18 protein-coding genes are annotated in these 26,359 nt (G+C 66.8%); 17 read left to right on the top strand and 1 reads right to left on the bottom strand.

The annotated features are described in order from the left end of the window. Positions 1 to 94 precede the first annotated feature (94 nt). The 3 genes from cobN (at position 95) to G486_RS0105245 (ending at position 5,924) form a co-directional block, all read left to right on the top strand. Positions 95 to 3,997 (top strand): cobaltochelatase subunit CobN, encoded by a 3,903-nt coding sequence (cobN, locus tag G486_RS0105255; RefSeq protein WP_027014590.1) that lies wholly within the window; start codon positions 95 to 97, stop codon positions 3,995 to 3,997. Continuing rightward, positions 3,994 to 5,226, top strand: a complete 1,233-nt coding sequence (locus G486_RS0105250) for an ATP-binding protein (protein WP_027014589.1) — start codon at positions 3,994 to 3,996, stop codon at positions 5,224 to 5,226. Before cobN ends, G486_RS0105250 begins: the two co-directional genes overlap by 4 nt. An 80-nt stretch (positions 5,227 to 5,306) precedes the next feature. Further along, on the top strand, positions 5,307 to 5,924 hold the full coding sequence (locus tag G486_RS0105245; protein ID WP_027014588.1) for a vWA domain-containing protein: 618 nt from the start codon (positions 5,307 to 5,309) through the stop codon (positions 5,922 to 5,924). A 516-nt stretch (positions 5,925 to 6,440) separates the two neighbouring features. Here the strand turns inward: G486_RS0105245 and G486_RS21590 are convergent. Beyond that, positions 6,441 to 7,355: an ABC transporter substrate-binding protein gene (locus G486_RS21590; RefSeq protein ID WP_051303169.1), complete on the bottom strand. Its 915-nt coding sequence runs from the start codon at positions 7,353 to 7,355 to the stop codon at positions 6,441 to 6,443. A 158-nt stretch (positions 7,356 to 7,513) separates the two neighbouring features. Between G486_RS21590 and G486_RS0105235 the strand changes: the two genes are divergently transcribed. The 14 genes from G486_RS0105235 (at position 7,514) to G486_RS0105170 (ending at position 26,302) form a co-directional block, all read left to right on the top strand. Beyond that, positions 7,514 to 8,020, top strand: a complete 507-nt coding sequence (locus G486_RS0105235) for a sigma-70 family RNA polymerase sigma factor (RefSeq protein ID WP_027014587.1) — start codon at positions 7,514 to 7,516, stop codon at positions 8,018 to 8,020. After that, positions 8,017 to 8,997 carry a FecR domain-containing protein gene (locus tag G486_RS0105230; protein WP_245587248.1) on the top strand — a complete coding sequence of 327 codons (981 nt, stop codon included), beginning with the start codon at positions 8,017 to 8,019 and terminating at the stop codon, positions 8,995 to 8,997. The genes G486_RS0105235 and G486_RS0105230 overlap by 4 nt, the downstream gene beginning before the upstream one ends. Positions 8,998 to 9,105: 108 nt before the next feature. Then, positions 9,106 to 11,610: a TonB-dependent siderophore receptor gene (locus G486_RS0105225; RefSeq protein WP_027014585.1), complete on the top strand. Its 2,505-nt coding sequence runs from the start codon at positions 9,106 to 9,108 to the stop codon at positions 11,608 to 11,610. Between the two features lie 94 nt (positions 11,611 to 11,704). Further along, positions 11,705 to 12,226 carry a sigma-70 family RNA polymerase sigma factor gene (locus G486_RS0105220; protein WP_027014584.1) on the top strand — a complete coding sequence of 174 codons (522 nt, stop codon included), beginning with the start codon at positions 11,705 to 11,707 and terminating at the stop codon, positions 12,224 to 12,226. A gap of 22 nt (positions 12,227 to 12,248) precedes the next feature. Beyond that, complete coding sequence (locus G486_RS0105215) at positions 12,249 to 13,280, top strand: FecR domain-containing protein (protein ID WP_027014583.1); 1,032 nt, start codon at positions 12,249 to 12,251, stop codon at positions 13,278 to 13,280. A gap of 150 nt (positions 13,281 to 13,430) precedes the next feature. Beyond that, positions 13,431 to 15,950, top strand: coding sequence for a TonB-dependent siderophore receptor (locus G486_RS0105210; protein WP_027014582.1), 2,520 nt, complete (start codon positions 13,431 to 13,433; stop codon positions 15,948 to 15,950). Between the two features lie 135 nt (positions 15,951 to 16,085). Continuing rightward, positions 16,086 to 16,613 (top strand): sigma-70 family RNA polymerase sigma factor, encoded by a 528-nt coding sequence (locus tag G486_RS0105205; RefSeq protein ID WP_027014581.1) that lies wholly within the window; start codon positions 16,086 to 16,088, stop codon positions 16,611 to 16,613. Then, positions 16,610 to 17,599, top strand: a complete 990-nt coding sequence (locus tag G486_RS0105200) for a FecR domain-containing protein (protein WP_027014580.1) — start codon at positions 16,610 to 16,612, stop codon at positions 17,597 to 17,599. The genes G486_RS0105205 and G486_RS0105200 overlap by 4 nt, the downstream gene beginning before the upstream one ends. A gap of 335 nt (positions 17,600 to 17,934) precedes the next feature. After that, positions 17,935 to 20,415 carry a TonB-dependent siderophore receptor gene (locus G486_RS0105195; protein WP_027014579.1) on the top strand — a complete coding sequence of 827 codons (2,481 nt, stop codon included), beginning with the start codon at positions 17,935 to 17,937 and terminating at the stop codon, positions 20,413 to 20,415. Positions 20,416 to 20,543: 128 nt separating this feature from the next. Then, positions 20,544 to 21,068 carry a sigma-70 family RNA polymerase sigma factor gene (locus G486_RS0105190; RefSeq protein WP_027014578.1) on the top strand — a complete coding sequence of 175 codons (525 nt, stop codon included), beginning with the start codon at positions 20,544 to 20,546 and terminating at the stop codon, positions 21,066 to 21,068. After that, positions 21,065 to 22,048 carry a FecR domain-containing protein gene (locus tag G486_RS0105185; protein ID WP_027014577.1) on the top strand — a complete coding sequence of 328 codons (984 nt, stop codon included), beginning with the start codon at positions 21,065 to 21,067 and terminating at the stop codon, positions 22,046 to 22,048. Before G486_RS0105190 ends, G486_RS0105185 begins: the two co-directional genes overlap by 4 nt. 113 nt (positions 22,049 to 22,161) lie before the next feature. Next, complete coding sequence (locus G486_RS21585) at positions 22,162 to 24,681, top strand: TonB-dependent siderophore receptor (protein WP_245587247.1); 2,520 nt, start codon at positions 22,162 to 22,164, stop codon at positions 24,679 to 24,681. A gap of 89 nt (positions 24,682 to 24,770) precedes the next feature. Then, the gene (locus tag G486_RS0105175) at positions 24,771 to 25,289 is read left to right on the top strand and encodes a sigma-70 family RNA polymerase sigma factor (protein WP_027014576.1); all 519 of its coding nucleotides are present in this window, start codon (positions 24,771 to 24,773) and stop codon (positions 25,287 to 25,289) included. After that, positions 25,286 to 26,302 (top strand): FecR domain-containing protein, encoded by a 1,017-nt coding sequence (locus tag G486_RS0105170; RefSeq protein WP_156919899.1) that lies wholly within the window; start codon positions 25,286 to 25,288, stop codon positions 26,300 to 26,302. The genes G486_RS0105175 and G486_RS0105170 overlap by 4 nt, the downstream gene beginning before the upstream one ends. Positions 26,303 to 26,359: the final 57 nt, after the last annotated feature.

The raw sequence follows: 26,359 nt of genomic DNA, 5'->3' as shown, positions 1-26,359 counted from the left end.
GTGAGGGTGGGCACGGCCCATGCACACACTCTCACAAGGAAAATCGCCCTCTAGCCCTTATCCATTCAGCGTAATCAGCTCTTATTATTGAAGCATGCACCTGCTCAGCACCCGCCCCGGTGGCTTTGTCGAAGACGACAGCATCATCACCCGCCTCGATCAAACCCCGGCAGAGATTGTGGTGCTGAGTTCGGCCGACACCACGCTGTCCCTGCTGGCCGATGCCTACCGGATCTGGCAGCAGGCCGAACCTGACGCTCCTTCGCTGCGCCTGGCCAATCTGTTGCATCTGCGCCAGAACGCCTCGCTGGATTTGTACATCGATGAGGTGTTGCAGCATGCCAAGACCGTCATCGTCGACCACCTGGGCGCCGAGTCGGCCTGGCCCTATGGCATAGAGCAGCTGCGCAAGCTGGCCCTGCAAAAAGGCCAGAAGCTGGCGCTGTTCTCGGGCGACAGCCAGGAAGATGCGGAGCTGCTGGCCAGGGGCACGCTGGCGCCCGAGCACAGCCGGGCGCTGTGGCAATACCTGCGCGCGGGTGGCCTGGGCAATGCGCGCGAATTTTTGCGCATGGCCGCGGCCTGGGGCCTGGGCCGGGCGGAGCAGGGCGCACCCGTGCGCCTGCTGCCGCCGGTGGCCGTGCATGTGCCGCTGGATTGGGTGCAAGGCGGGGTACAAGGCGGCGCCACGCACCTTCCGGGCCTGGACGATTTGCAGGCCCGCTGGACGCCGGGCGCGCCGGTGGTGATGCTGGTCTTCTATCGCTCGCATCTGCTGGCCGCCAACACCGAGGCCTTTGATGCCATGGCCCAGGCCTTGCTGGAGCAGGGCTTGAACCCGCTGCCGCTGGCGCTGGAGTCGCTCAAGGACGCGCTGTGCCTGCAGACGCTGCGCACGCTGTGCACGGCCCACCAGGTGCAGCTCATCCTCAACACCACGGCGTTTGCGGCCCTGGGCGAGCATGCCCGGGCAGGTGTGGCAGAAGGTGTGGCAGGGGGCGAGATCGACACCCTGGCCGGTGATATTCCCGTGCTGCAGGTGATTGCCAGCGGCAGCAACCGCGAGGACTGGATCGCCGACACCCAGGGCCTGCGCCCGCGTGATATCGCCATGCAGGTGGTGCTGCCCGAAATGGACGGCCGCATCATGACCCGGGCCATGAGCTTCAAAGGTCTGGTGCACCGCTGCGAGCTGACGCAAACCGATGTCGTGGCCTACCAGGCCGAGCCCGACCGCGTGCAATGGATTGCCGAGCTGGCCCGGCGCTGGTGTTTGCTGCGCAGCAAGCCCGCGGCTGAAAAACGCGTGGCCCTGGTGTTGGCCAACTACCCCGGCAGCGAAGCCCGCATGGGCAGCGGCGTGGGTCTGGACACGCCCGCATCCGTGATGGAACTGCTGGCCCAACTGGAGCGCGACGGCTGGAACCTGGGCGATGCCGAAGCCCGCCCCGCCAGCGGTCTGGCGCTGATGGAGCAGCTGCAGCAAGGCATTGCCAACGACCCCCAACAATGGGTGCTGCGCCCGGCCCAGCAGGGCTATTCCCTCGATGCCTACCGCCAGCGCCTGCAGCAGCTGCCCGAGGCCATGCGCGCGGCGCTGGAAGCCCAATGGGGTGCGCCCGAGCAAGACCCCATGCTGCGCCAGGGCTGGTTCATGGTGGCCGGCCTGCAGCTGGGCCATGTGTTTGTGGGTATACAGCCCGCGCGCGCGCTGGATGGTAAGAACGACTACGCCAGCTACCACGATGCCGAGCTGGTGCCACCCCATAACTATCTGGCGTTCTACTTCTGGCTGCGCGACAGCTTTGGTGTGGACGCCATGGTCCATGTGGGCAAGCACGGCAATCTGGAATGGCTGCCGGGCAAGAGCCTGGCCCTGTCCAGCCAGTGCTGGCCCGATGCCATTCTGGGGCCGCTGCCCCATGTCTATCCCTTTATCGTCAACGACCCCGGCGAGGGTGCCCAGGCCAAGCGCCGCAGCCAGGCTGTGATCATCGACCACCTGATGCCGCCGCTCACGCGCGCCGAAAACCATGGCCCCATGCAGGAGCTGGAGCGGCTGGTGGACGAGTACTACGAGGCCCTGCTGGTGGACCAGCGCCGCGCCACCATGCTGCGCCGCCAGATTCTGGATGTTGCCCGCGAGCAGGACCTGCTGCGCGAGCTGGGGCTGGAGACGAAAGCGGAGGCACAGAGCGACGGCCCAAGCGCCGAGGAAAAGGTCGATGCGGACGCGCAACTGCTGGAGCGCATCGACTCCTATCTGTGCGAGCTGAAGGAAACCCAGATCCGCGATGGTCTGCATATCTTTGGCCGTTCGCCCGAGGGCCAACTGCGCACCTCCACACTGCTGTCCCTGGCCCGCTACCCCAGCGCAGGCAAGGGCGACAGCGTCCAAGGCCTGCTGCAGGCGATGGCTGCAGATCTGCTGCCCGATGCAGCTGGCGGCGACTGGAATCCGCTGGACATGGATGCGGCCGCTGTCTGGACCGGCCCGCGCCCGGTGATGTTGGCGGCCCTGGATGCCGGCCCCTGGCGCCATGGCGGCGATACGCGCGAGCGCCTGGAACTGCTGGCCCTGCAACTGCTCGATGATCCACAAATCGCCCAGGACTGGCCCCACACCCAGGCCGTGCTGGAGCGCCTGGGGCGCGAGGTAGCGCCGGCCCTGGATGCCTGCGGCAGCGAAGAGCTGCGCCAGTTCTCGCGTGCGCTGCAGGGCCGCTTTGTGCCGCCAGGGCCCAGCGGCTCGCCCTCACGCGGGCGCTGCGACACCCTGCCCACGGGGCGTAATTTCTACACCGTGGATACGCGCGCCATTCCTACGCAAACGGCCTGGGCCCTGGGTCAGCAGTCGGCGCAGCGGCTGATAGAGCGCTATCTGCAGGAGCATGGCGAGTACCCGCAGGCCATAGGCATCTCGGTCTGGGGCACGGCGACCATGCGCACCGGCGGCGACGATATCGCCCAGGCCTTTGCACTGATTGGTGTGCGGCCCAAATGGGCGCCAGGCAGCCAGCGCGTGCTGGACTTTGAGGTCATTCCCCGTGTGGGCCTGCAGCGCCCGCGTGTGGATGTGACGCTGCGCATCAGCGGCTTTTTCCGCGATGCTTTTCCGAATGTGGTGCAGATGTTCGACGCCGCTGTGCGCGCCGTGGCCGCGCAGGAGGAAGACGCGGAAGACAACCCGCTGCGCGCCCGCGTGCAGCGCGATGCCGCAGCCTGGACGGCCCAGGGCATGGACGCAGCCCTGGCCCATGAGCAGGCCCTGTGGCGCGTTTTTGGCGCGCCCGCAGGCAGCTATGGCGCCAGCATGCACGAGATGCTGCGCACCGGGCAGTGGACCGATGCCGGCGACTTTGCCCGCCACTATCTGCATTGGGGTGCCTATGCTTATGGCCAGCAGGCCGACGGCCTGCCCGCACGCCAGGCGCTGGAGACACGCTTGCAGGCCCTGGACGTGGTGCTGCAAAACCAGGACAGCCGCGAGCACGATTTACTCGATTCCAGCGAGTACTACCAGCACCAGGGCGGCATGGTGGCCGCTGTGCGCCATCTGGGTGGCAGTGAACCAGCCATTTACCACGGCGACCATGGCAATCCGCAATCGGCCAAGATCCGCTCGCTGGCCGAGGAAATCGGCCGCGTGGTGCGCGCCCGTGTGACCAATCCCAAATGGATTGCCGGCGCCATGCGCCACGGCTACAAGGGCGCATTCGAAATGGCCGCCACGGTGGACTATCTGTTTGGCTTTGACGCCACCACGGCCCTGGTCTCCGACCGCCACTACCAGATGGTGGCCCAGGCCTATGTGGAAGACGAGGCCGTGCGCAGCTTTTTGCGCGCGCACAATCCCCAGGCCTTGAGCGATATCGTGCATCGCCTGCTCGAGGCCATAGACCGTGGCATGTGGGCGCAGCCCGAGGACATGCACCAGACACTGCTGGCGCGCATGCTGGAGCAGGAAGAATTCATGGAAGGACGGGCATCGCAATGACGGTCTCCACATTACCGCCAGTGTTTCCATTGGCGGCCATTCAGGGGCAGGCCCAACTGGTCCAGGCCCTGCTGCTGGCCGCCATCGAACCTGCTCTGGGCGGTGTGCTGATCCAGGGCCCGCGCGGCACGGCCAAGTCCACCGCGGCGCGGGCCCTGGCCGAGCTGCTGGCGCCGGCACCTTTTGCCACGCTGCCGCTGGGGGCCTCGGTGGAGCATGTGCTGGGCAGTCTGGACCTGGGCAAGGCCCTGGCAGGCAACGAGCTGGTATTCGCCCCCGGGGTGGTGGCCAAGGCCCATGGCGGTGTGCTCTATGTGGACGAGATCAATCTGCTGCCCGATGCCATCGTCGATGTGCTGCTGGATGTGGCCGCCTCGGGCGTGAACCGCGTGGAGCGCGACGGCATCTCCCACAGCCATGCGGCGCGCTTTGTGCTGATAGGCACCATGAACCCCGAGGAGGGCTTGCTGCGCCCACAGCTGCTGGACCGCCTGGGCCTGTGCGTGCAGCTGGCCAATGCCCAGGACGTGCAGCTGCGCAGCGCCATCGTCAAGTCCAGGCTGCGCTTTGAGCTGGACCCTGCAGGCTTTGCGCGGGAGCATGCGCCCCAGCAGGCCGCGCTGGCAGAGCGTTTGCGCGTGGCGCGTGCACGCTGCACCAACCCTGACGAACTGCCCTGGAGCGATGCCATCCACGAGGCTGTGGCCCAGCAATGCATTGCGGCCCAGGTGGACGGCCTGCGTGCCGACCTGGTGATGCTGCGTGCGGCCCGGGCCCTGGCGGCCTGGGAGCAAAGCCCGGCCATAGAGGCAGAGCATGTGTCCCGGGTCGCTCCCCTGGTGCTGGCCCACCGTGGCGCCGAGCCGCAGCAGCCGGCATTGGCCCCGTCGCAGAATCAGTCACAGCAACCATCGCAGGCGACACCGCCGCGATCTGCCGATGCGCAGGCCGGGCAAGCCCCGCAATCGCAGGGCGCAGGGCCTGCGCCATCCGCCGCACCGGCTCCCACAGCACCCGCGCACAGCGCTGCCCCGGGCACGGAGCCGCCAGCGCAGCAACCTCAAACCGCCATGGCCCCCCAGGCCATGGCGCAGCCACCAGCGGGCTGGGGCCAGCCTCAGCCGCAAGCTACAGCCGCCTGCGCGCCGCCGCTGGGTGATGCCCTGGCCCAGGCCGCCATGGAGGCCTTGGCCGCAAAAAAAGCCCGCGCCCCCGGCCTGCCGCGCTAAGCCCAGCGGGCCGGGGGCGAGGGCGGGCCAACACGCCTGCCCAGGGCGCAGCCCTGGCCGGCCAGACGCGGCCGGGCGTGATGCAAGTCGATGCCGGTGCCCTGCTGGACTGGCCCGCTACCTTGCGTGCCCGCCTGCTGGAGGCAGGCCCCGGGGCAGGCCTGCAGCCCGCGCATCTGCGCTGGCGCCAGGCCTTGGCCACGCCCCAAACCCTGCATGTGTTTGCGCTGGACTGCTCGGCCTCCATGTTGGCGAGCGGAGCCCTGGCACGTGCCAAAGGCTTGGTGCTGCAGTGGCTGCGCTGGGCCTATCTGCAGCGCATGCCCGTGGCCTTGCTGTGCTTTGGCGCCGGCCAGGTGCAATGGCGGCTGGCACCTGGCCGCGCACCGCGCTGGAATGCCGCACTGATTGAGCCCCTGGCAGGCGGCGGCGGCACGCCCTTGGCCCAGGCCGTGCACCAGGCCTGGGAGCTGCTGGCCCGGCGTGCACAGCAGCAGGGCCAGCCCGCCTGCTTGTGGCTGCTCAGTGACTTTCGCAGCCCCGACGTGCTGGCGCTGGAGCAGCAGCGCGGCCCCCAAGGCCTGTCCCAGGTGCTGGTGGATTGCGAGCAGGTATCGGCCAAGCCGCCGTTTGCAGGCGCACAGCGCCTGGTACGGGCCTGGCCGGATGCGGTGAGGTTGGCGTTGCCTGATTGGTGATGGATGGGGGTGATTGCTTGAGATGCTGCTGTGAAGTGATTTGCGTGGGTCGGAATGTGACGAAGCGACAGGTGTCGATGGCTTGGAGATAAGGTTCGCTTACAGCGCAGCCCGCGCAGGGCAGGTATTCGGTTCCTGCTTTCCCCTTCTGCCCATGGCTTGGCGCGCAGAGCCCGGGGCGGACAGCTGTGCCGCAGGACACAGCTGTTTCGTGGACTGACTTGCCGCAGCATGTTTGAGCAGAGCGGCATAGCCGCGCCGCGAGTTCTGCGGCACCGCCCTGGGATGGAGCACCGAGCTTGCCCGAAGCGAAGCGCAGGGACATGGGTAGCAGGGGCGTGTTCTTTTGGGTACTTTGCTTGCACGAGCAAGAAAAGTACCTCGCCTGCCGGGGCGAGACCCGGCCTCGGAAGTGAGACCCAGCGCTGCAGCGAGATTCGTAGTAAAGCTCCATTTGAGGCAGGTCGCTGATTGAGTCAAATCAGCCTCCAGCACTTGTCCCACCAGCACTGGCCGCTATCTTTTGGATGCATCCATGCCACCCGCCGGCAGGGGCATGCGCTGTAAACACTGCACGATGTGCCGCGCTGCCTCATCGATGCGGGGGCCGGGGCGCACCAGCACATCAAACTCGGCATTGGGAATGCGGCAATAGTGGTTGCCGCGCAAGGCCGTGACGCGGCCCCAGCCCTGGCGCTCGGGGGGTGGCACGGGCAGGTCGGCCATGGTGATGATGAGATCGGGGTTGGCACGCACCACATATTCGGGGCTGAGCTTGGGGTACATGGGCAGATCGCGACCGGCGATGTTGACCAGGCCCAGGCTTTGCAGCGTCTGCCCTATGAACGAGGCCTCGCCCGCAGCCGCCATGCCGCTGTGCAGCTCGAAATAGACTTTTTTCCCCTGCCACTGCGCCGGCATCTGGCGGCGCAGGGCTTCCAGCCGCTCCCGCGTCTGCCGCCACAGCCTGGTGCCGTCACCCGGGCGGCCCAGCAGCTGGGCCAGGGTTTCCAGCTCGCGCTCCATGTCCTCATAGGACTGGGCATTCAGGGTCAGCACGGTGATGCCCAGGCGTTCCAGGCGTTCGTCCACGCGGTGGTTGGGCCGGGCCAGCACCACATCGGGCTGGAGGGCGATGATGCGTTCTATGTCCGGATCCCGGATGCTGCCCACCTGGGGCAGGGTGGTGGCCTGCATAGGCCAGGTGGAATAGCGGTCCACGCCCACCAGGGCCTGGCAGCCGCCCAGGGCGCAGATGGCTTCGGTGAACGAGGGCTGCAGCGAGACGATGCGCTGGGCCGGGCGAGGCAGGGCAATCGCTTTGTGTCTGGCGTCCACCAGCCGTATGCCCTGGGGCGGCGCGGCCTGGGTGGGGGCGCTTGCCAGGGAAAGCGCCGAGGACAGCGCCAGGGCCTTGAGATAGTCGCTCATATCGTTGCGCGGCTGCCGCGTAAAAACGCTGTCGGCGTGTGGGGAAGGAAAGGGCCGCGATGATAGCCCAGGGCCTGCCCAGGCTAGAATCCATAAATAGTAATGATTCTTGTTTGATTGCGGATGCCAGGCTCCGCCAAAGCAACCGGGCATCCGCCATGAACCCTTCCTCCTGCGCCACGCATGGCGAAGTCGCCACCCTCTATGTGGAGCACCACGGCTGGCTGCAGGGCTGGCTGCGCCGGCGCCTGGGCAATAGCTGCGATGCGGCCGATCTGGCGCAAGACACTTTTGTGCGCATTCTGCGGGCGCGCGATGTGGGCGCCATCCAGACCCCGCGTGCCTATCTGACCACGGTGGCCAAGGGCGTGCTGGTCAACTGGTACCGGCGCCAGGCGCTGGAGCAGGCCTATCTGGAGGCGCTGGCCCTGCTGCCCGAGCCTGAGGCGCCTTCGCCCGAGCAACGCGCCCTGGTGCTGGAGACGCTCAACGAGATCGACGCCATGCTGGATGCGCTGCCGCCCCTGGTGCGGCGGACTTTTTTGCTCTCGCAACTCGACGGCATGAAGTACGAAGACATTGCCCAGCAGCTGGGCGTGTCGCTGAGCAGTGTGAAACGCTATATGGCCCAGGCCTTTCGCCAATGCCTGGCGTTGACGGCATGAGCACTGTGGCGCCAAAGGCCCTGGCAGAGAGCCTGCTGGACGAGGCTGCCGACTGGTTGGTGCGCATGCATGGTGGTGCACTCAGCCCTGCCGAGCACGCTGACTTCGAGCGCTGGCGCCAGAGCAGCGCTGCCCACCAGCAGGCCTGGGCCAGGGCCGAGTTGCTGATGGGCAAGCTGGGCGGCCTGCCCGCCGCCCTGGCCATGCCGGCCCTGGACAGGCCGCTGCGCCATGACCACCGCCAGCGCCGTGCCGTGGTGGCCAAGCTGGCCGCCTTGCTGGCCGTGGCCCCCGCAGGCTGGCTGGGCTGGAGCCTGGTGCAGCAGCAGGGCTGGACGGCCGATGCGCGTACCGCCATCGGCGAGCAGCGCCGCCTCACCCTGGCCGATGGCAGCCGCCTGCTGCTGGACACGGCCACGGCGGTAGACATTGTTTTTGATAGCAGCCAGCGCTTGATCTATCTGCGCAAGGGGGCGATTTCTATCCAAACGGCGGCCGACCCCAGTGGCGCGCAGCGGCCCTTTGCCGTGCACACCGTGCTGGGGCAGCTGCGTGCCCTGGGCACGCGTTTTACGGTGCGCTGCAGCGATGCGGCCGTGCACCTGGCCGTGACCGAGGGGGCGGTAGAGGTCACGCCCAGCCAGGCCCTGGCCCCCTCCATGGTGGTGCAGGCCGGGCAGCAAACCGTGCTGACGGCGCAAGGCCTGGAGGCGCCGCAGCCCGTATCGGCTGCCCAGCAGGCCTGGGTCCAAGGCATGCTGGTGGCCGACGCCATGCCGCTGCAGGCGGTCTGCGCCGCACTGTCGCGCTACCGCTCCGGTTTCTTGCAATGCGCGCCCGAGCTGGCGCAGCTGCGCATCTCGGGGGCCTACCCGCTGACCGATACCGACCAGGCCCTGGCCATGCTGGAGTCCACCTACCCCTTGCAGGTGGCACGCCGCTGGCGTGGCCACTGGGTCACGCTGCTGGCCCGGTGAATGCCGCGCAGCTGAAAAAAAATTGCACCGCAGCTGAGACCTTTTGCACTCTCGCTTGGCAAAGCCTGTGAACCCTTTCATATGGCTTTTGCGCAAGGACTGTTTCCCATGTCTTCTTCCTCGGCTCCGCGCCCTGTTTACCACCCCGTGGCGGCTGCTGTCCGCCTGAGCCTGCTGGGCATGGCCCTGGCTGCTGGCACGGCCCATGCGGCCTCCGATGCCGCCGTGCAGGCGCCCGCAGCCAGCCAGGCTGTCCAGAGCTACCGCATCGCCGCCGGCCCGCTGGGCCTGGGCCTGGCCGAAGTGGCCGCCGGTGCGGGCATGGCCCTGTCCTTCGACCCCGCGCTGACCCAGGGCCTGCACAGCCCCGCCGTGGCGGGCAGCTTCACAGCGCACGAGGCGCTGCAGCGCCTGCTGGCCGGCAGCGGCTTGGGCCTGGTGACGCGCAGCGACGGCAGCCTCACGCTGCGCAAGCTGCCGACGGTGACCAGCGCCCCCGGCACGGCCACCCTGAATGAGGTGCGTGTGACGGCCACGGCCGAACGCGCCGGCACCACCGAAGGCACGGGCAGCTACACCAGCTCCAGCATGAGCACGGCCACGCCCCTGGCCCTGTCGCCACGCGAGACGCCCCAGGCCGTGTCCGTGCTCACGCGCCAGCAGATTGAGGACCGCGGCCTGGTGTCGCTGGCCGATGCCGTGCAGGCCGTGCCCGGACTCACGGTCAGTAAATGGGGCGGCGAGCGCTACCGTTTCTCTTCGCGCGGTTTCCAGATCAACAACCTCATGGTCGACGGCCTGCCCATCGAGTACGAGGAGGCGGCCCTGTCCACGGGTGCCCTGTCCATGTACGACCGTCTGGAAGTCATGCGCGGCGCGGCCGGTCTGAGCGAAGGCGCGGGCACACCCGGCGGTTCCATCAACCTGGTGCGCAAGCGCCCCACACGCGAATTCCAGGGCACGGCCACGCTCAGCGCCGGCAGTTGGGACGACTACACGGGCTCGGTGGACCTGGGCGGGGCGCTGAACGAGTCCGGCACGCTGCGCGGGCGCGCCGTGGTCAGTCGCCAGGACAAGCACTCCTTCATTGACGACTACCAGAACAAGCGCAGCCTGGCCTACGGCATCCTGGAGGCCGACCTGTCCCCGTCCACCACGGTCACCTTCGGCGCCTCGTACAGTAAGGAGGACAACCCCGGCGTGGACTGGAACGGCCTGGGCACCATGCCCGACGGCAGCTTTCTGCCCATCCGCCGCTCCACCCGCATGAGCCCCAGTTGGTCCTTCTGGGACAAGCAAAGCACCACGGTGTTTGCGGATGTGGAGCACCGCCTGGGCAACGGCTGGAAGGCCAGGCTGGCGGCCTCGGCCATCGACAGCGAAATGCACATGCTGGGCACCTACCTGCGTTCGGCCACCATGGATGCCAGCGGCCAGCCCGTGTTCAGCCTGGGCGGTGGTGGCTACGACTACGAGCGTACGCAGCGCAGCATCGATGCCCAGCTTTCGGGCCCGTTCAGTGCCTGGGGCCGCAGCCATGACCTGGTGGTGGGCGCCAGCCACCGCCGCAGCCGCTGGGACGATGTGGGCGGTGGCGCCACCATCGACGGCAGCTTCACCCTGGCCAGCTTTAACCCCTTGAACTGGGACCCGCGCAGCGTGCCTGTGCCCACGGTGGGGGCATACGGCCTGTGGCGGCGCAAGGCCGACATGGAGCAGACCAGCCTCTACGGCATGACCCGCCTGGCTGTGACCGACGCGACCAAGCTGGTGCTGGGCTCGCGCCTGGACTGGTACGAACGCAACCAGGTGCAGTACGACGGCGCCACTCCCTATGGCGAGACCCACCAGAAGGCCGAGCACAAGTTCACGCCCTATGCCGGCCTGGTCCATGAGCTGGACCGCACCTATGCGGTCTATGGCAGCTGGACACGCATCTTCAACCCACAAAGCTACAACACGGCCGATGGTGGCACGCTGGCGCCCGAGCAGGGCCGCAACCTGGAGTTGGGTATCAAGGGCGAGTACCTGGACGGCCGCCTGAACGCCAGCGCCGCCGTGTTCCAGATCGACCTGGAAAACCTGCCCGACGCCTTGCCGTCCTCGGCCTGCGCCATGGGCATCAGCAACTGCTACCAGTCGGCCGGCAAGGTGCGCAGCCGCGGTGTGGAATTCGAGGTCGCGGGCGAGCTGGCGCGTGGCTGGCAGATGGCGGCCAGCTACACCTATGCCTCGGCCAAACGTGTGGCCGCCGCCTCGGGCTACGATCCCACGGGCAGCTACTCCGTGGGCTCGCGTTATGCCACCAACATGCCGCGCCACCTGTTCAAGCTGGCCACCATCTACCAGCTGCCGGGCGCGCTCTACCGCTGGAAGCTGGGCGGCTCGCTGCACCTGCAGAATGAGATCTACAGCACCTGGGGCGTGCACCAGGGCGGCTACGCCCTGGCGGGCCTGCATGCGAGCTATGCCTTCAGCCGCCAGCTGGACCTGAGCCTGAACGTCAACAACCTGTTCGACCGTCGCTACTACTCGGGCATCGGTGCGGACAACGGGCCCAACTTCTTTGGCGACCCGCGCAATGTGGTGCTGACGGCACGCTACCGCTTCTGAACGCGGTAGAGCGTGTGGGCATGGATACAATTGAATAAGAATGATTCTTGTTTTATTGTGGGCAGCCTGTCCTGCAAAGGAATCGGGACTCGCCATGCCCACCGCACCCAGCCCTCTTCACGCCGAAGTCGCCGCCCTCTACACCGCCCACCATTCCTGGTTGCTGGGGTGGCTGCGCCGCAAGCTCAGCGGGGCCGACCATGCGGCCGATCTGGCGCAGGACACTTTTGTGCGCCTGATGAGCACCCAGGCACCGCAGCGCGCCGTGGCCCTGCGCGAGCCGCGCGCCTACCTGACCACGGTGGCGCGCAATCTGCTGATCAACCATGTGCAGCGCCAGTCGCTGGAGCGGGCCTGGCTGGAGGCCATGGCCCTGGTGCCCGAGCCTCTGGCCCCGTCCCCTGAGCAGCGCCTGCTGATTCTGGAAACCCTGCACCAGATCGATGCCATGCTCGATGGCCTGCCGCCCAAGGTGCGCGAAGCCTTTTTGCTCTCCCAGCTCGATGGCCTGAGCTATGTCCAGGTGGCGGAGCGGCTGGGCGTGACCGACCGCACCATCAAGCGCTATATGGCCCAGGCTTTCGAGCAATGCATTTTGCTGGTGGACGGCGCATGAAGCGCTCCATTGGACCAGGGCTATGAGCCGTTCCACGCCCGCACCGGGCATTGACCCACGCGCCGCCCGCGAGGCCGCGCAGTGGCTGGTGCGCCTGCAGACCGAGACGCCCGATGCCGCGCAGCAGCAGGCACTGTGCTGCTGGCGTGCGGCCGACCCCCGGCATGAAGCCGCCTGGCAGCGAGCCGAGCAGGTGTTGCAGCAACTCGGCCACGGCAGCGCCTCCAACACCACAGCCCGCAGCAATGCCCCGGCCATGGTGCCCGGCCCTCTGGGGCCGGCCGGTGCCACGGCGCTGCGCCTGTCCGGCCAGGCCGGCCGGGCCCAGCGCCGTGCCGCTGCGCGCATGCTGGCCCTGGCCATCGTGGCCGGGCCTGCCGCCGTGGTGGCCTGGCGGCAGGCGCCCTGGCAGGATTGGACGGCCGATGTGCGCACTGCCACGGGCGAGCAGCGCGAGCTGACCCTGCCCGATGGCGGGCGTCTGCGCCTGGACACGGCCAGCGCCGTGGACATTGCCTACAGCGCCGACAGCCGCCGCATCGTGCTGCACAGCGGTGCGCTGTGGGTGCAGACGGCGCCCGACGCTGCGGGCCGGCCTTTTCAGGTGCAGACCCCGCAGGGATCGGCGCTGGCCCTGGGCACCCGTTTCACCGTGCGCACGGCGGAGCAGCGCACACAGGTGGCCGTGAGCCAGGGAGCGGTGGAGCTGCGCCCGGCGCATGGCGGCAGGCCGGTGCGCATCGCCGCCGGCGAGCAGGCCAGCACCACCGTGGACGAGGTCGGCGCCATTGCCGGGCGTGAGCCGCTGGCCGAGGGCTGGACCGAGGGCGTGCTCTATGCCGACAAGATGCCCCTGGGACAGTTCACCGCCGAGCTGGCGCGCTACCGCCGTGGGCTGCTGCGTTGCGATCCGGCGGTGGCCCATCTGCCCGTCAGCGGCGCTTTTCAGCTGGCGGATACCGATGCTGCGTTGACGGCCCTGGCCGCTTCGCTGCCGGTGCGTGTGGACATGCGCACGCGCTGGTGGGTGACGCTCTCTGCACAGGCACGCTGAGCCCTGCAATACGCGCTGGGCACACAGGCCGGCGCCGTGGACTGGAGCGATGGCGCACCCCATGTCCCCTTTTGGAAAGTCACCGGTCATACACAGGACAGCAGCTGCTGCCTGACGCAGCTGCCTCTTTGACGAAAGGTTGCTCTCCCTATGCCATCCCTGTTTGCGGGCCACTCCAGCGCTTCGGCCCTTGCGCGCATGCGCCGCACCACGGTGCAGGCAGCCGTGCTCTCCGCACTGGCTGCCACTCCGGTCTGGGCCCAGTCCACGGTACCGGCCTCCACCGCCCAGGCGGGGGCTGCCACACGTGGCTACGACATTGCTGCCGGAGCCCTGGGGGCTGCGCTGTCGCACTTTGCCGGCCAGTCCGGAATCACCTTGTCGGCCGATCCGGCGCTGACCGAAGGCCGCCAGACCCCGGGGCTGCATGGCCGCTATGGCCTGCTGGACGGGTTTGCCCAGCTGTTGCAAGGCTCGGGGCTGGCGGTGACCCAGGTGGGGGAGCAGGCCTTTGTGCTGCGCCGGTCGGCCAGGGCCCAGAGCGCCGATGCCAGTGCCGCCGCGCTGGCCGAGGTGCAGGTGACGGCCCAGGCGGAGCGCAGTGCTGTCAGCGAGGGGACGGGGTCGTATGCCGCAGCAGGGCCTTCTGCCACCGCGACGCGCCTGAACATGACCCTGAAGGAAACACCTCAGACCGTGAGTGTCATGACCCGACAGCGCATGGATGACCAGAAGCTCGACACCGTGGCCGCTGTGCTGGAACAAACACCGGGCCTGTCAGTGCAGAACGTCGGCAGCAGCCGGTTTTCCATTTATTCGCGTGGCTACACGATAGACAACTACCAGTTGGACGGCATCGTCACCGCGATTGACTTTGTCTCGCAGAACATTCCGCAAAGCGAAGCCGATATGGCCATCTACGACCGGGTCGAGGTGTTGCGTGGAGCGGCCGGCTTGCTGGTGGGCGCAGGTGACCCCTCGGGCACCATCAACCTGGTCCGCAAAAAGCCCACACGGAATTTTCAGGGGCATGCGAGCGCAGGCGTGGGCTCCTGGGACCGTCGCCGGATCGAGCTGGATGTGTCGACGCCCTTGAACCAAAGCGGCAGCCTGCGTGGGCGCTTGGTGGGAGCCCATGAGTCGGGCGGTACGCATGTCGATTTCTCGCGGGTCAACAAGTCTGTGTTGTACGGTGTGCTGGAGGCCGATCTTGGTCCGGAAACCACGCTGACCCTGGGGCTGGACACCCAGCGCAATGCGCCGCGTGGGGGAACGGGATCGGGTCTGCCGCTGTTCTACAGCAATGGCGAACAAACCGACTTTGCGGCTTCGGCCAATGCCGGAGCGCGCTGGAATACCAACCGCATCACGGCCACCAACACCTTTGCAGCTTTGGAACACCGGCTGCCCAACGACTGGATGCTGAAGCTCTCCGGAAACCATATGCGCGGCCATCGCAAAAGCAGCTCTGCGGATGCGAGCTGGGGCTTTCCGGACAAGGCCGTGGGGGATGTGCAGCTGTATGGCGGCATGGCCAAGGCCCAGCAAAAGCAGACAGGCTTTGATGTGCACGCACAAGGTCCGTGGACTTTGTGGGGGCGCCAGCATGAAGCTGTCGTGGGCTTTAACTGGTCGCAGTTTGAAAACCTGCACCAGGCGTTGAACACCGAGGATGAAATCGAGGGTCGGACCATCAATCTTTACCGCTGGAACAACTGGACCGAACGGCCCGTGGCCGACGGTACCAAGTTCATGGACTACAACGGTTGGCAAAAGCAGTATGGAGCCTATGGTGCTTTGCGCCTCAAGCCCCGGGATGACCTGGCCGTGATTCTGGGCGCACGCCTCAGCCATTACGCCTATCGGCTGACCTCGCTCTACCCGGATATTCCGAATCTGAACAAGGTCACCAGCCGCAATGAAAGCAGCGTGCTGACCCCCTACGCCGGCATTGTCTATGACCTGAATGATGCGCACGCTGTCTACGCCAGCTACACCAGCATCTTCAAGCCGCAGAGCATGCGCGACCGCACAGGCGATGTGCTGGACCCGCGGGAAGGTCAGAACTACGAGATCGGGCTCAAGAGCAGCTTGCTGGGTGGGCGCGTGCAAACGGCTGTTGCGCTGTATGAGATTCGCCAGAACAACCTGGCCGAGATAGATGCCGGCCACACCGTGCCCAACACGCGCAACGAGCCGGCCTACCGCGCCGTGGACGGTGCCAAGACGCGCGGGCTGGATGTGGAAATCAACGGCGAGTTGAGCCAGCATTGGCAACTGGGGGCCAGCTACAACTACAGCACCACGCACGATGCCGATGGCACGCGCATCAACACGGTGTTCCCTCGGCAGATGGCACGTGTGTGGAGCAGCTACCGACTCTCGGGTGCATGGAGTGGCTTGACCGTGGGGGGCGGCCTGAACTGGCAGAGCCGCACCTATTTCAGTGCCACGCCATGGCAGTTGGGTAAAACCGTCACGGCGCAGCAGAAGTCCTATGTGGTGGCCCATCTGATGGCGCGCTATGACTTCAGCAAGCAGTGGTCGGCCACCTTGCACCTCAACAATGTCTTCAACAAGAAGTACCTGCAGGGCTTTGACCAGACCTTCTATACCGGCTACTACGCGAGCACACGCAATGCCATGCTGAATCTGAAGTACCAGTTCTGAATCTTGGCATCTGCAGGGCGCGCCGTGGGGGCAAACCTAGAGGCTTAGGCGGAAAGAAAAAGTCTGTTGCTACAATCAAATAGGAATGATTCTTGTTTGATTGGGGCTGCCGTCCCGCCAAGGAACCGGGACGCCATGTCTGCCGCGCACAGCCCTGACCATCACCATATTGCCGCTCTGTACACCGACCACCATGGCTGGTTGCAGGGCTGGCTGCGCCGCAGGCTGGGCCATGCCGGCGATGCAGCCGACCTGGCGCAGGACACTTTTGTGCGCCTGCTCGATGCACCCGATGCCACGCCCGAGAAGCAGGGCGGCTGGCAACTGCGCGAGCCGCGTGCCTATCTGACGCTGATTGCCAAGCGCCTGCTGGCCAATCTGTACCGGCGCCGCTCGCTGGAGCAGGCCTATCTGGAGGCCCTGGCCCAGCTGCCCGAGCCGATGGCGCCATCACCTGAAGACCAGGCCATCATCCTGGAGACGCTGCAGCAGGTGGACGCCATGCTGGACGGCCTCAAACCGCCGGTGCGTGCCGCCTTTTTGCTGGCCCAGCTCGAGGGCCTGGGCTATGCCGAGATTGCCACCCGCCTGGGCCTGAGCGAGCGCACCGTCAAGCGCTATATGGCCCAGGCCATGGCGCGCTGCATTCTGCTGCTGCCATGAGCGGGGTGCAGAGCGTGGCCCCGGCGGCCATCAGCGAGCAGGTGGCGCTGCAGGCGGCGGAGTGGTTTTTTCTGCTGCAGTCCGGCGCTGCCAGCGGCCAGGACCGGCAACGCTGGCAGCACTGGCATGCGGCCCATCCCGCGCATGCTGCAGCCTGGGAGCGCGCCGAGCGCGTGGGCCAGAGCTTGGGCCGCTTGCCGCCCAAGCTGGCGCTGCCGGTGTTGAACCGCTCTGCCGTGCAGACTGTGCAAAGGCGCCGCGCCGTCAAGGCCTTGGCCCTGCTGCTGGTGGCTGCGCCCACGGGCTGGCTGGCTTGGCGCCATGGTGGTGCTGCCGACCTGCTGGCCGATCTGCATACCGCCACGGGCGAGCGCCGCACGCTGCAACTGGCCGACGGCAGCCGGCTGCAGCTGGACACGGCCAGTGCCGTGAATATCAAATTTGATAGCGATCTGCGCTTGCTGCATCTGCTTCACGGGGCGATTCATATAGAAACCGCCGCCGATGCCCAGCTCCCGCCGCGCCCCCTGGTGGTGGCCACGGCCCAGGGGCGCATGCGTGCCCTGGGCACGCGTTTTACCGTGCGCCAGGATGGCGACACCACACGCGTAGCCGTGCTCGACGGTGCGGTGGAACTGCGCCCGCGTGCGGCGCCCGAGCTGGTGCTGGTGCTGCAAGCCGGCCAGCAAACCCGCATGACGGCGCAGAGCCTTGCCGCAGCGCAGCCGGTGACGCCCGATGCGGATGGCTGGGCCCATGGCGTGCTCCAGGTGCGCAATATGCGGCTGGCGGACTTTGCGGCCGAGCTGGGCCGCTACCGCCCTGGCGTGCTGCACTGCGACCCTGCCGTGGCCGAACTGCGCATCTCGGGTACTTTTCAGCTGCAGGGCGACACCACAGCCGTGCTGGAAAGCCTGCCCCAGGTGCTGCCCGTGGCCGTGCGCTATCGCACACGCTACTGGATAACTCTGGTGACACCCCCCTGAGGCGCTGTGCGCCTTCCCCCCGCTCTCGCATCGCAAGCGATGCGGGCAGGGGGACGACAGCCTCGCTGCGGGGCGGCCCTTGCTCGCTGTCTGCTGGCCTGGGCCGCGCCAGTTTTGTGTGCCCTGCCTTGCTCTCTTGCCCCTGGTTTTACTCCCTCGCCCCTTCGGGGAGAGGGTGGGGGTGAGGGGCCTTCCCGCCAAGCACAGCGCTTGATTCCAGGCGTCGCTGAACGCAGAGGCGCTGCATTTTTTCTAACCAGCTGTCCCTTTTCCAGATCTGGCGTGTGAAGCCTAGGAGAACTTTGCACAACACAGCTTCAGGAGCCCGACAGTTCATGGCACGCCCGTTTTTTCATCTCCATCCCGCAAGCCCACACCACGCCCTGGCGCTGGCGGCACGTTGCGCCTTGATTGCCATGGCCTGCACGGCGGGCACCGGCCAGGCCCAGGGCTTGGCCGTATCTGCCGCAGCGCAGTCCGAGGCCACGCAGAGCTACCAGATTGCCCCGGGCGCACTGGATGAAACCTTGGCCGCTTTCGCCGTGCGTGCGGGCATCAGCATCACCATGCCGCCGGCTCTGGTGCAGGGCAAGACCTCGCCCGGCCTGCAGGGCCGCTATGGCCTGCGCGAGGGCTTTGCCGGCCTGCTGGCTGGCACGGGGCTGGAGGCCGTGGCGGGCAGTGGCGGCGTCTATACCCTGCGGGCCATGCCGGTGGTGGTGCCGGGCGCTGCGGCAGGGCAGGGCGCCATGCTGGGCGAGGTCAGGGTGACGGCCGAAGCGCAGCGCAGCAGCGTGACGGAGGGCTCGGGCGCTTATGTGGCAGCAGGCCCCAGCAGCACGGCCACACGGTTTGCGTTGTCGCAGCGCGAGACGCCGCAGTCCATCAGCGTGATCACGCGCGAACAGATCGATGACCGGGGCTTTCAGACCCTGGATGAGGTGGCGCTGGATGCCACGGGCCTGAGCACCCGCCAGATTGGCGGCGGCGAGCGCACCCAGTTCTTCATGCGTGGATTTGAGGTCAACAACTTTCTGGCCGATGGTGTGCCCCTGGCCTTTGACTACGACACCCAGGGCCTGGCCACCATGGCCATGTATGACCGTGTGGAGGTGCTGCGCGGTGCCGCCGGTTTGATGACGGGCACGGGCAACCCCTCGGGCACCATCAACCTGGTGCGCAAACGCCCCACGGCCACCCCCCAGCTCACGCTGACGGGCAGCGTGGGCTCCTGGAACAACTGGCGTGGCGAAGTCGATGCCGCAGGGCCGCTGAATGCGGCCGGCACGCTGCGTGGCCGGGGTGTGGTCGCGTTGCAGGATGCCGATACCTTCAAAAAAGCCTACCGCCATGAGCGCCAACTGGTCTATGGCACGTTGGAGGCCGACATCGCACCGCACACCCTGCTCAGCGTGGGCGGTTACTACAACCGGGAAGACAGCCCGGGTGCCGACTGGAACGGCCTGCCCACGCGGCGCGATGGCAGCTTCTACCCCTTTCCCCGCTCGGCACGCATGACGCCCGACTGGGCCTACTGGAACAAGGAGAACGCCAGCCTGTTTGCCGAGCTGGAGCATGGTTTTTCCAATGGCTGGAAAGGCCAGATCACCGCCCGTGTGCTGCGCACCAAGATGGACATGCTGGGCACCTACCTGTACCCCCTGGAAAACTCCGAGTCCTTTGGCCAGGGTGCTGGCGCCTATGCCTACCAGAAGACCCAATACAGCCTTGATGCCTTTGCCCAAGGGCCTTGGCAGGCATGGGGGCGCACCCATGAGCTGGTGGTGGGGGCGGGCATTCGGCAGAGCAGCGATGACGATGGCCCAGGAGGCTGGCCGGCCGACTATGCGCCGGTGATTGACCCTCTGCAATGGGACTCCAGCGCCGTGGCCAAGCCTGCGTTCAATCTGCTGTGGTCGAGGCGGGGGCACCAGCGCCAGGCCGGTGCCTATGGCACGCTGCGCCTGAGTGTCTCGGACCCGCTGACCGTGCTGCTGGGAGCGAGGCTGGACTCCTACTCCTACGACATGCTGACCGTGTCCGGGGCCTGGAGCGAAAGCACGCCCTACAAGGTGCATGACCGGTTCACCCCCTATGCCGGCCTGGTCTACACCCTGGATAAGCACCATTCCCTCTATGCCAGCTGGACCAGCGTGTTCCAGCCACAGAACTACCAAGGCCCCCGGGGCGCATTGCTGGAGCCGGTGACCGGCCGCAATCTGGAAGTCGGTATCAAGGGCGAGTATTTCAACCAGCGGCTGCAGGCCAGTGCTGCGGTTTTCCAGGTCAACCAGCAAAACCTGCCACTGCAGCTGCCGCAAAGTGCCTGCGACCCCACGGTGCCGGCCTGCTATGCCCAGACAGGCGAGGTACGCAGCCGGGGGCTGGAGCTGGAGCTGGCCGGCCAAATCGCCCCCGGGCTGCAGCTCATGGCCGGCTATACCTACAACAAGGCCGAGCATGTGCAGGATTCGGACGCAGCCAAGGCCGGAACGCCCTATGACACGCTGACGCCGCGCCACCTCTTCAAGCTCTCGACCCGCTATCAGCTGCCTGGCGAGTGGAGCCGCTGGACCGTGGGGGCTTCGCTGCGTACACGCAGCGCCACCCGCACTCCCTCCTACCCGGTGCGCCAGGGCGGCTATACCGTGGCGGACCTGATGCTGGGCTACCAGCTCAGCCCGCAACTGGATCTGCGGCTGAATGTGTACAACATCACGGACAAGTACTACTACCAGGCTCTGGGGAGCACGCAGGACAACAACCACTTCGGCGCGCCGCGCAATGTGCTGCTGAGTGCACGCTACCGGTTCTGAGAACCTGAACACGCTCTGAGATCGCCGCCATGGCAGCAGCTGCAAGGCTGGAGAATGGCTACAATCCAATAAGAATGATTCTTGTTTGATTGCGGTGCCCGGGCCTGCAATACACCCGGGCTCTCGCCATGACCTCTTCCCCCAGTCTTTTGCACCGCGAAGTCACCACCCTCTACACCGAACACCACGGCTGGCTGCAGGGCTGGCTGCGCCGGCGTCTGGGCAATGCCTGGGAGGCGGCCGATCTGGCCCAGGACACCTTTGTGCGCCTGCTGACCACGCCGGCAGGCCAGTCCGGGCTGCAGGCCGCGCCGCTGCGTGAGCCGCGCGCCTATCTGGCCACGGTGGCAAAGCGGCTGCTGCTGAACCATTTGCGTCGCCAGTCGCTGGAACAGACCTATCTGGCGGCCCTGGCCGCCTTGCCCGAAGCCCAGGCGCCTTCGCCCGAGCAGCAGCTGCTGATTTTGCAGGCCCTGCAGGAGCTGGACGCCATGCTGGACGGCCTGCCACCCAAGGTGAGGGCGGTGTTTGTGCTGTCCCAGGTCGACGGGCTGACCTATGCAGCCATTGCCGAGGAACTGGGCATGGGCCTGCGTTCCGTCAAGCGCTATATGGCCCAGGCCATGGCCGAATGCATTTTGCTGGCGCCATGAGCAGCGCCGCTCCAGTGGCCGAGGCGCCGCCGGCGCTGACGCGTGCCGTGGCCCTGCAGGCTGCCGAGTGGTTTGTGCGGCTGCAAGAAGATGCGGCCACGGACGCCGACCACCAGGCCTGTGCGGCCTGGCGTGCCAGGGCGCCCGAGCATGAGCAGGCCTGGCAGCGCGCCCAGGCCGTGAGCCTGCGCGCCGCTGGCGTGCCGCCCGCACTGGGCAGTGCCAGCCTGCGCCGGCCCCAGCGCCTGGCGCGCCGCGATGCGGCCCGCGCACTGGCGGTGTTGATGGTGGCCGCGCCTGCGGGCTGGCTGGCCTGGCAGGTGGAGCCCTGGCAGCGCTGGTCGGCCAGCCATGCCACGGCCACGGGTGAATGGCGCAGCTGGACCTTGGCCGATGGCAGCCGCATGACGCTGGACACGGCCAGTGTGGTTCATATTGAATTTGATAGCTACCAGCGCACTATCCATCTGCGCTCCGGGGCAGTTTGGGTAGAAACAGCGCCCGACCCACAGCCCGAGCACCGGCCCCTGGTGGTGCGCACACCCCAGGGCAGTGTGCGGGCCATAGGCACGCGCTTTAGCGTGCGCACCGAGGGTGATCGCAGCCAGGTGGCCGTGCTGCAGGGCGCGGTGGAGCTGACCCCGCGCCATGGCCACACGGCGCAGCGGCTGCAGGCCGGTGAGCAGGCGGTTTTTGGCAGCGAGCATGTCGAAGCGGTGCAAGCCGCAGCCAGCAACGCCGGCCAGTGGGCGCGCGGTGTGCTGGCCGTGGACGATATGCGATTGGACGATTTTGTGGCCGAGCTGGGCCGCTACCGCCCCGGCCTGCTGCGCTGTGACCCCGCCGTGGCCGGCCTGCGCATCACGGGCGCCTTCCAGCTGGCGGATACCGATGCCGTGCTGCACAACCTGCTGCACCTGCTGCCCCTGCGCCTGCTCTACCGCACGCGCTACTGGGTCACCTTGCTGCCTGCGGCCTGATTTTTTCCCCTGATGGAGCCAGGCTTGGCCCCTTTTGTGAAACCGGTGTGTCCTGTTCGATGGAGCGCTCTTTTTCTTTGCTTTTCCCATCGCACTTTCCTCTAGGAACACCTATGCTTTCTCAGTCCAAATTTCCTGCGGCCCGGCCTGCATCGGTCTGTCTGCAGGCACTGCGGCATACGGCCACGGCCCAGGCCGTGCTCATCGCCTTGGCCCTGGTGGTCGCCGCACCGCAGGCTGCACAGGCACAACCCTCGACACAGGCCGCAGATGCGGCCAGCAGCCTGGACTTTCGCATTCCTGCCGGCCCGCTGGGGGCGGCGCTGACAGCGTTTGCGGCTGATGCGGGTATTAGCATCAGTGCGTCTCCCGCTCTGGTGAAGGGCAAGCACACGGCTGGTCTGAACGGCAGCTACGCCGTGGAGCAGGCACTGGCCAAATTACTGGCTGGCTCTGCGCTGCAGGCCGAGGCTGCGGGCCCAGGCAGTTATGTGCTGCGGGTCATGCCGGAAGTGGGGCGGCCTGCGGCAGCGGGAGCGACCATGGCCGAGGTGCGCGTTACGGCCGCAGCCGAGCGCAGCGCCGTAACAGAAGGCACAGGGGCTTATACAGCCCGTGAATCGGCTACGGCTACAGGCCTGGGTCTGTCGCTACGCGAGACGCCGCAGTCGGTCACGGTATTCACACGCCAGCGCATGGACGACCAGGGCATCGTGCTGCAGGAAGACATTGTCCGGCAGACCACGGGGTTGACCTACGCGCAATACGGCCCCACAGGGGGCGACACCAATTACTTTTATGCCCGCGGTTTTCAGGTCAAGAACTTCCAGGTCGATGGCGTCAACCGCCTGTTCAGCGACTACACCGGTATTTTCCAGACCAGTGATATGGCCATGTACGACCGTGCAGAAATTGTGCGCGGTGCCTCGGGGTTGATGAGCGGGGCGGGCACACCTGGCGCCACCATCAACCTGGTGCGCAAGCGGCCCACGGCCGATTTCCAGGGCAGTGCCAAGCTCACGGCAGGGTCCTGGGATTTTTCCCGTGGCGAGGTCGACCTGTCCTCACCGCTGAATGCCTCCGGCTCCGTGCGTGGGCGGGTGGTGGCCGTGACGCAAAAACGCCACTCCAAGGTTGATTACGAAGAAGACAAGACCAGCTCGCTCTATGGCGTGGTCGAAATGGATCTGACATCCACCACACTGGCCACCGTGGGATTTGCTGCCCAGAACTACGATGCTACCGGCATAGGCCGTGCGGGCCGGCCGCTGTTCTACACCGATGGCACGCACATCGACTGGAGTCGTTCGGCATCGTCGGGTGCGCGCTGGGCTTCGACCCGGCGCGATTACCGCAGCGCTTTTGCTTCGCTGGAACACCAGTTGGACAGCGGTTGGCGGCTGAAGGCGGCCTACACCCGCGACCGCATCAGCTATGACGAAATTCCGGGCTGGACCAATGAACAGCCGGTGGACCGCGCTACCGGCGGCGGCGTGGGTCTGTGGGCTGCCTGGTGGACGGGCAGGCCTGTGCAGGATACGCTGGACTTAACCGCCTCGGGGCCCTTCAGCCTGCTGGGGCGCCAGCATGAGGCGGCCTTTGGTGCCAGCTTTGCGCGCACGCGCAATGACAGTCAGTCCCATGGGCGCTGGTCTTTCCCGGGCTGGGACAGCACCATAGACAACATCTTTACCTGGGACGGCAATACTCCGGGCAAGCCGCATAACCCGGCCCTGGGCGATGCCGGCGCCCGCGAGCGCAGCAGCAGTGCCTATGGCTCGGTACGCTTGCGACCCAGTGATGCGCTTTCCGTGATTGTGGGCGCGCGGCTCACCAACTGGAAACGCAGCGAGTACTACACCGACTACGCCAGTGGTGCGCGCAGCGACAGCCACATGCGTGAGAACGGCAGACTCACCCCCTATGCGGGTGTGGTGCTGGATGTAGCGCGGGATTGGTCGCTGTATGGCAGCTACACCGACATCTTCCAGGCGCAAAACCAGGTGGACGTGCATGGTCGCACCTTGGCGCCGGTGCTCGGCCGCAGCTATGAGCTGGGTGTCAAGGGCGAGCTGCTGGAGGGCCGGATGCAGCTCAGCGCTGCCGCCTACCGCTTGCTGCAAGACAATGTGGCCCAGGCCATTCCTGGCAGCTATGCCCCCGATGGCAACCAGGCCCACCGCGCCGTCAAAGGTGCAGAAACGCGGGGCTTTGAGCTGGAGGCCAATGGTGCGCTGACGCCGAGCTGGAATCTCTACGCCGGCTTTGCACGCAATCTGGCGCGCGACGCGCAGCAGCAGCGCTTGATGCCTGAAATTCCGCGCAACACCTTCAAGTTATTCAGCACTTACCGCATGGCAGGCCTGGGCCGAGGCATGACGGTGGGAGGCGGCTGGCGCTGGCAAAGCGGTACCTGGAGCGATTACAGCTTCTTGAATTTGCCGGGGGTGAGCCGTGCCGAGCAAAAAAGCTATGCCGTGGTCGATCTGATGCTGCAGATACCGCTGACCCAGCAACTCACGCTGTCGGCCAACCTCTACAACGTGTTTGACAAGAAATACCAGGCGATTGCTACCTCGTCCTATTACGGCGAGGCCCGCAATCTGCGCTTGTCTTTGGGGATGAAGTTTTAGGCCGACTGAGTACCGAGCTACGGTGGGTGTTCATAGATACAATCAAACAAGAATCATTCTTGTTTATCTCCGCGCCCGGCCGTGCCACCATGACCTCTCCCTCCAGCCTTTTGCACCGCGAAGTCGCCACCCTCTACACCGACCACCATGGCTGGTTGCAAACCTGGTTGCGCAAAAAACTGGGCGATGTGCATCAGGCGGCCGATCTGGCGCATGACACCTTTGTGCGCCTGCTGGCGCGCGAGGAGCCGGTGCAGGCACGGGAGCCCCGGGCCTTTTTGACCACGGTGGCCCAGCGCGTGCTGGCCAACCACTACCGCCGCCAGAAGCTGGAGAGGGCCTATCTGGAGGCGCTGGCACAGATGCCGCAGGCCATGGCGCCTTCGCCCGAGGAGCGCGCCCTGCTGCTGGAGGCGCTGGATGCCATAGACCGCATGCTCGACGGCCTGCCGGCGCCCGTGCGCCGTGCCTTTTTGCTGGCCCAGCTCGACGGCATGAAGCAGGCCGACATCGCCACCACCCTGGGCCTGTCGCTGACCACGGTCAAACGCTATCTGGTCCAGGCCGGCATGCACTGCATGGCCGCCGTCGCCGCGGAACCCACATGAGCGCCCCAGCGGGCCTGCAGGCTGTGCCGCAGGACATTGCCCGGCAGGCCGTGGAGTGGTGGCTGCAGCTGCAGGAAACACCAGACAGCATCGCCCTGCAGCAGCAGTGGCAGGTCTGGCGGGGACAAAGCCCTTTGCATGCGCAGGCCTGGCAGCGTGTAGAGGCCATGCAGCAGCGTCTGGCGGCGGTGGCTGCACCCCACCAGGGACTGGCCCAGCAGGCACTGGCGCCGAGGCCTGCAGCGCGCCGGCGTCGCACGGTGCAGGCGCTGGTGTTGCTGGTGTTTGGCGGCGGAGTGGCCTGGCAGCTGGAAACGCAAACGCCCTGGCGCAACTCCTGGCGCAATTGGGTGGCCGATGTGCGCACGCCGCGCGGTGAACGCCGGCGCCTGACCCTGGACGACGGCACGCAACTGGTGCTGCAAGGCGGCAGTGCGCTGGATGTGGCCTATGACCGCAGCGAACGCCGGCTGCTGCTGCGCGCGGGCGAGGTCTATATCACCTCTGCGCCGGACACCCTGGAACCCGCGCGGCCGCTGGTGGTGCAGACCACGGCGGGCGAGATGCGGCCCCTGGGCACGCGCTTTACCGTACGCAGCGAAGAGGATGGCCGCAGCCTGGTGGCCGTCTACGAAGGTGCGGTGCAGCTGGCGCCCCGGCTTGCCGCTGACGGCTCCCTGGTGCTGCAGGCTGGCCAGCAGGCCTGGCTGCATGCCCGCCAGGTGCAAGCGCCAGCGCCTGCGCGGGAAGAGAGCGCCGCCTGGGTGGACGGCATGCTGGTGGCGCGCGGCATGCAGCTGGATGCCGTGCTGCAGGCCTTGCAGCCGGCCAGCACCGCCACCCTGGTCTGCCACCCGGCCGTGGCGGCGCTGCAGGTGTCCGGCACCTACCCGCTGGACGATGTGCCCCGGGTGATGCTGGCCCTGGGCAGCCTGCTGCATCTGGAGGTGCGCACGCTGACCCGTTGGTGGGGTGGGCAGGAGCTGGCCATAGGGCCGGTGGGCGCCTTGTGAGCCATGGCGCATGACCAGCCGATTCAGCATAAACCATAGCTGCTTGCGCTTGCTCAT

This window comes from Comamonas composti DSM 21721 (assembly GCF_000429845.1).
Taxonomy (GTDB): Bacteria; Pseudomonadota; Gammaproteobacteria; order Burkholderiales; family Burkholderiaceae_C; genus Comamonas; species Comamonas composti.
This window is presented reverse-complemented; position numbering and strand designations above follow the sequence as displayed.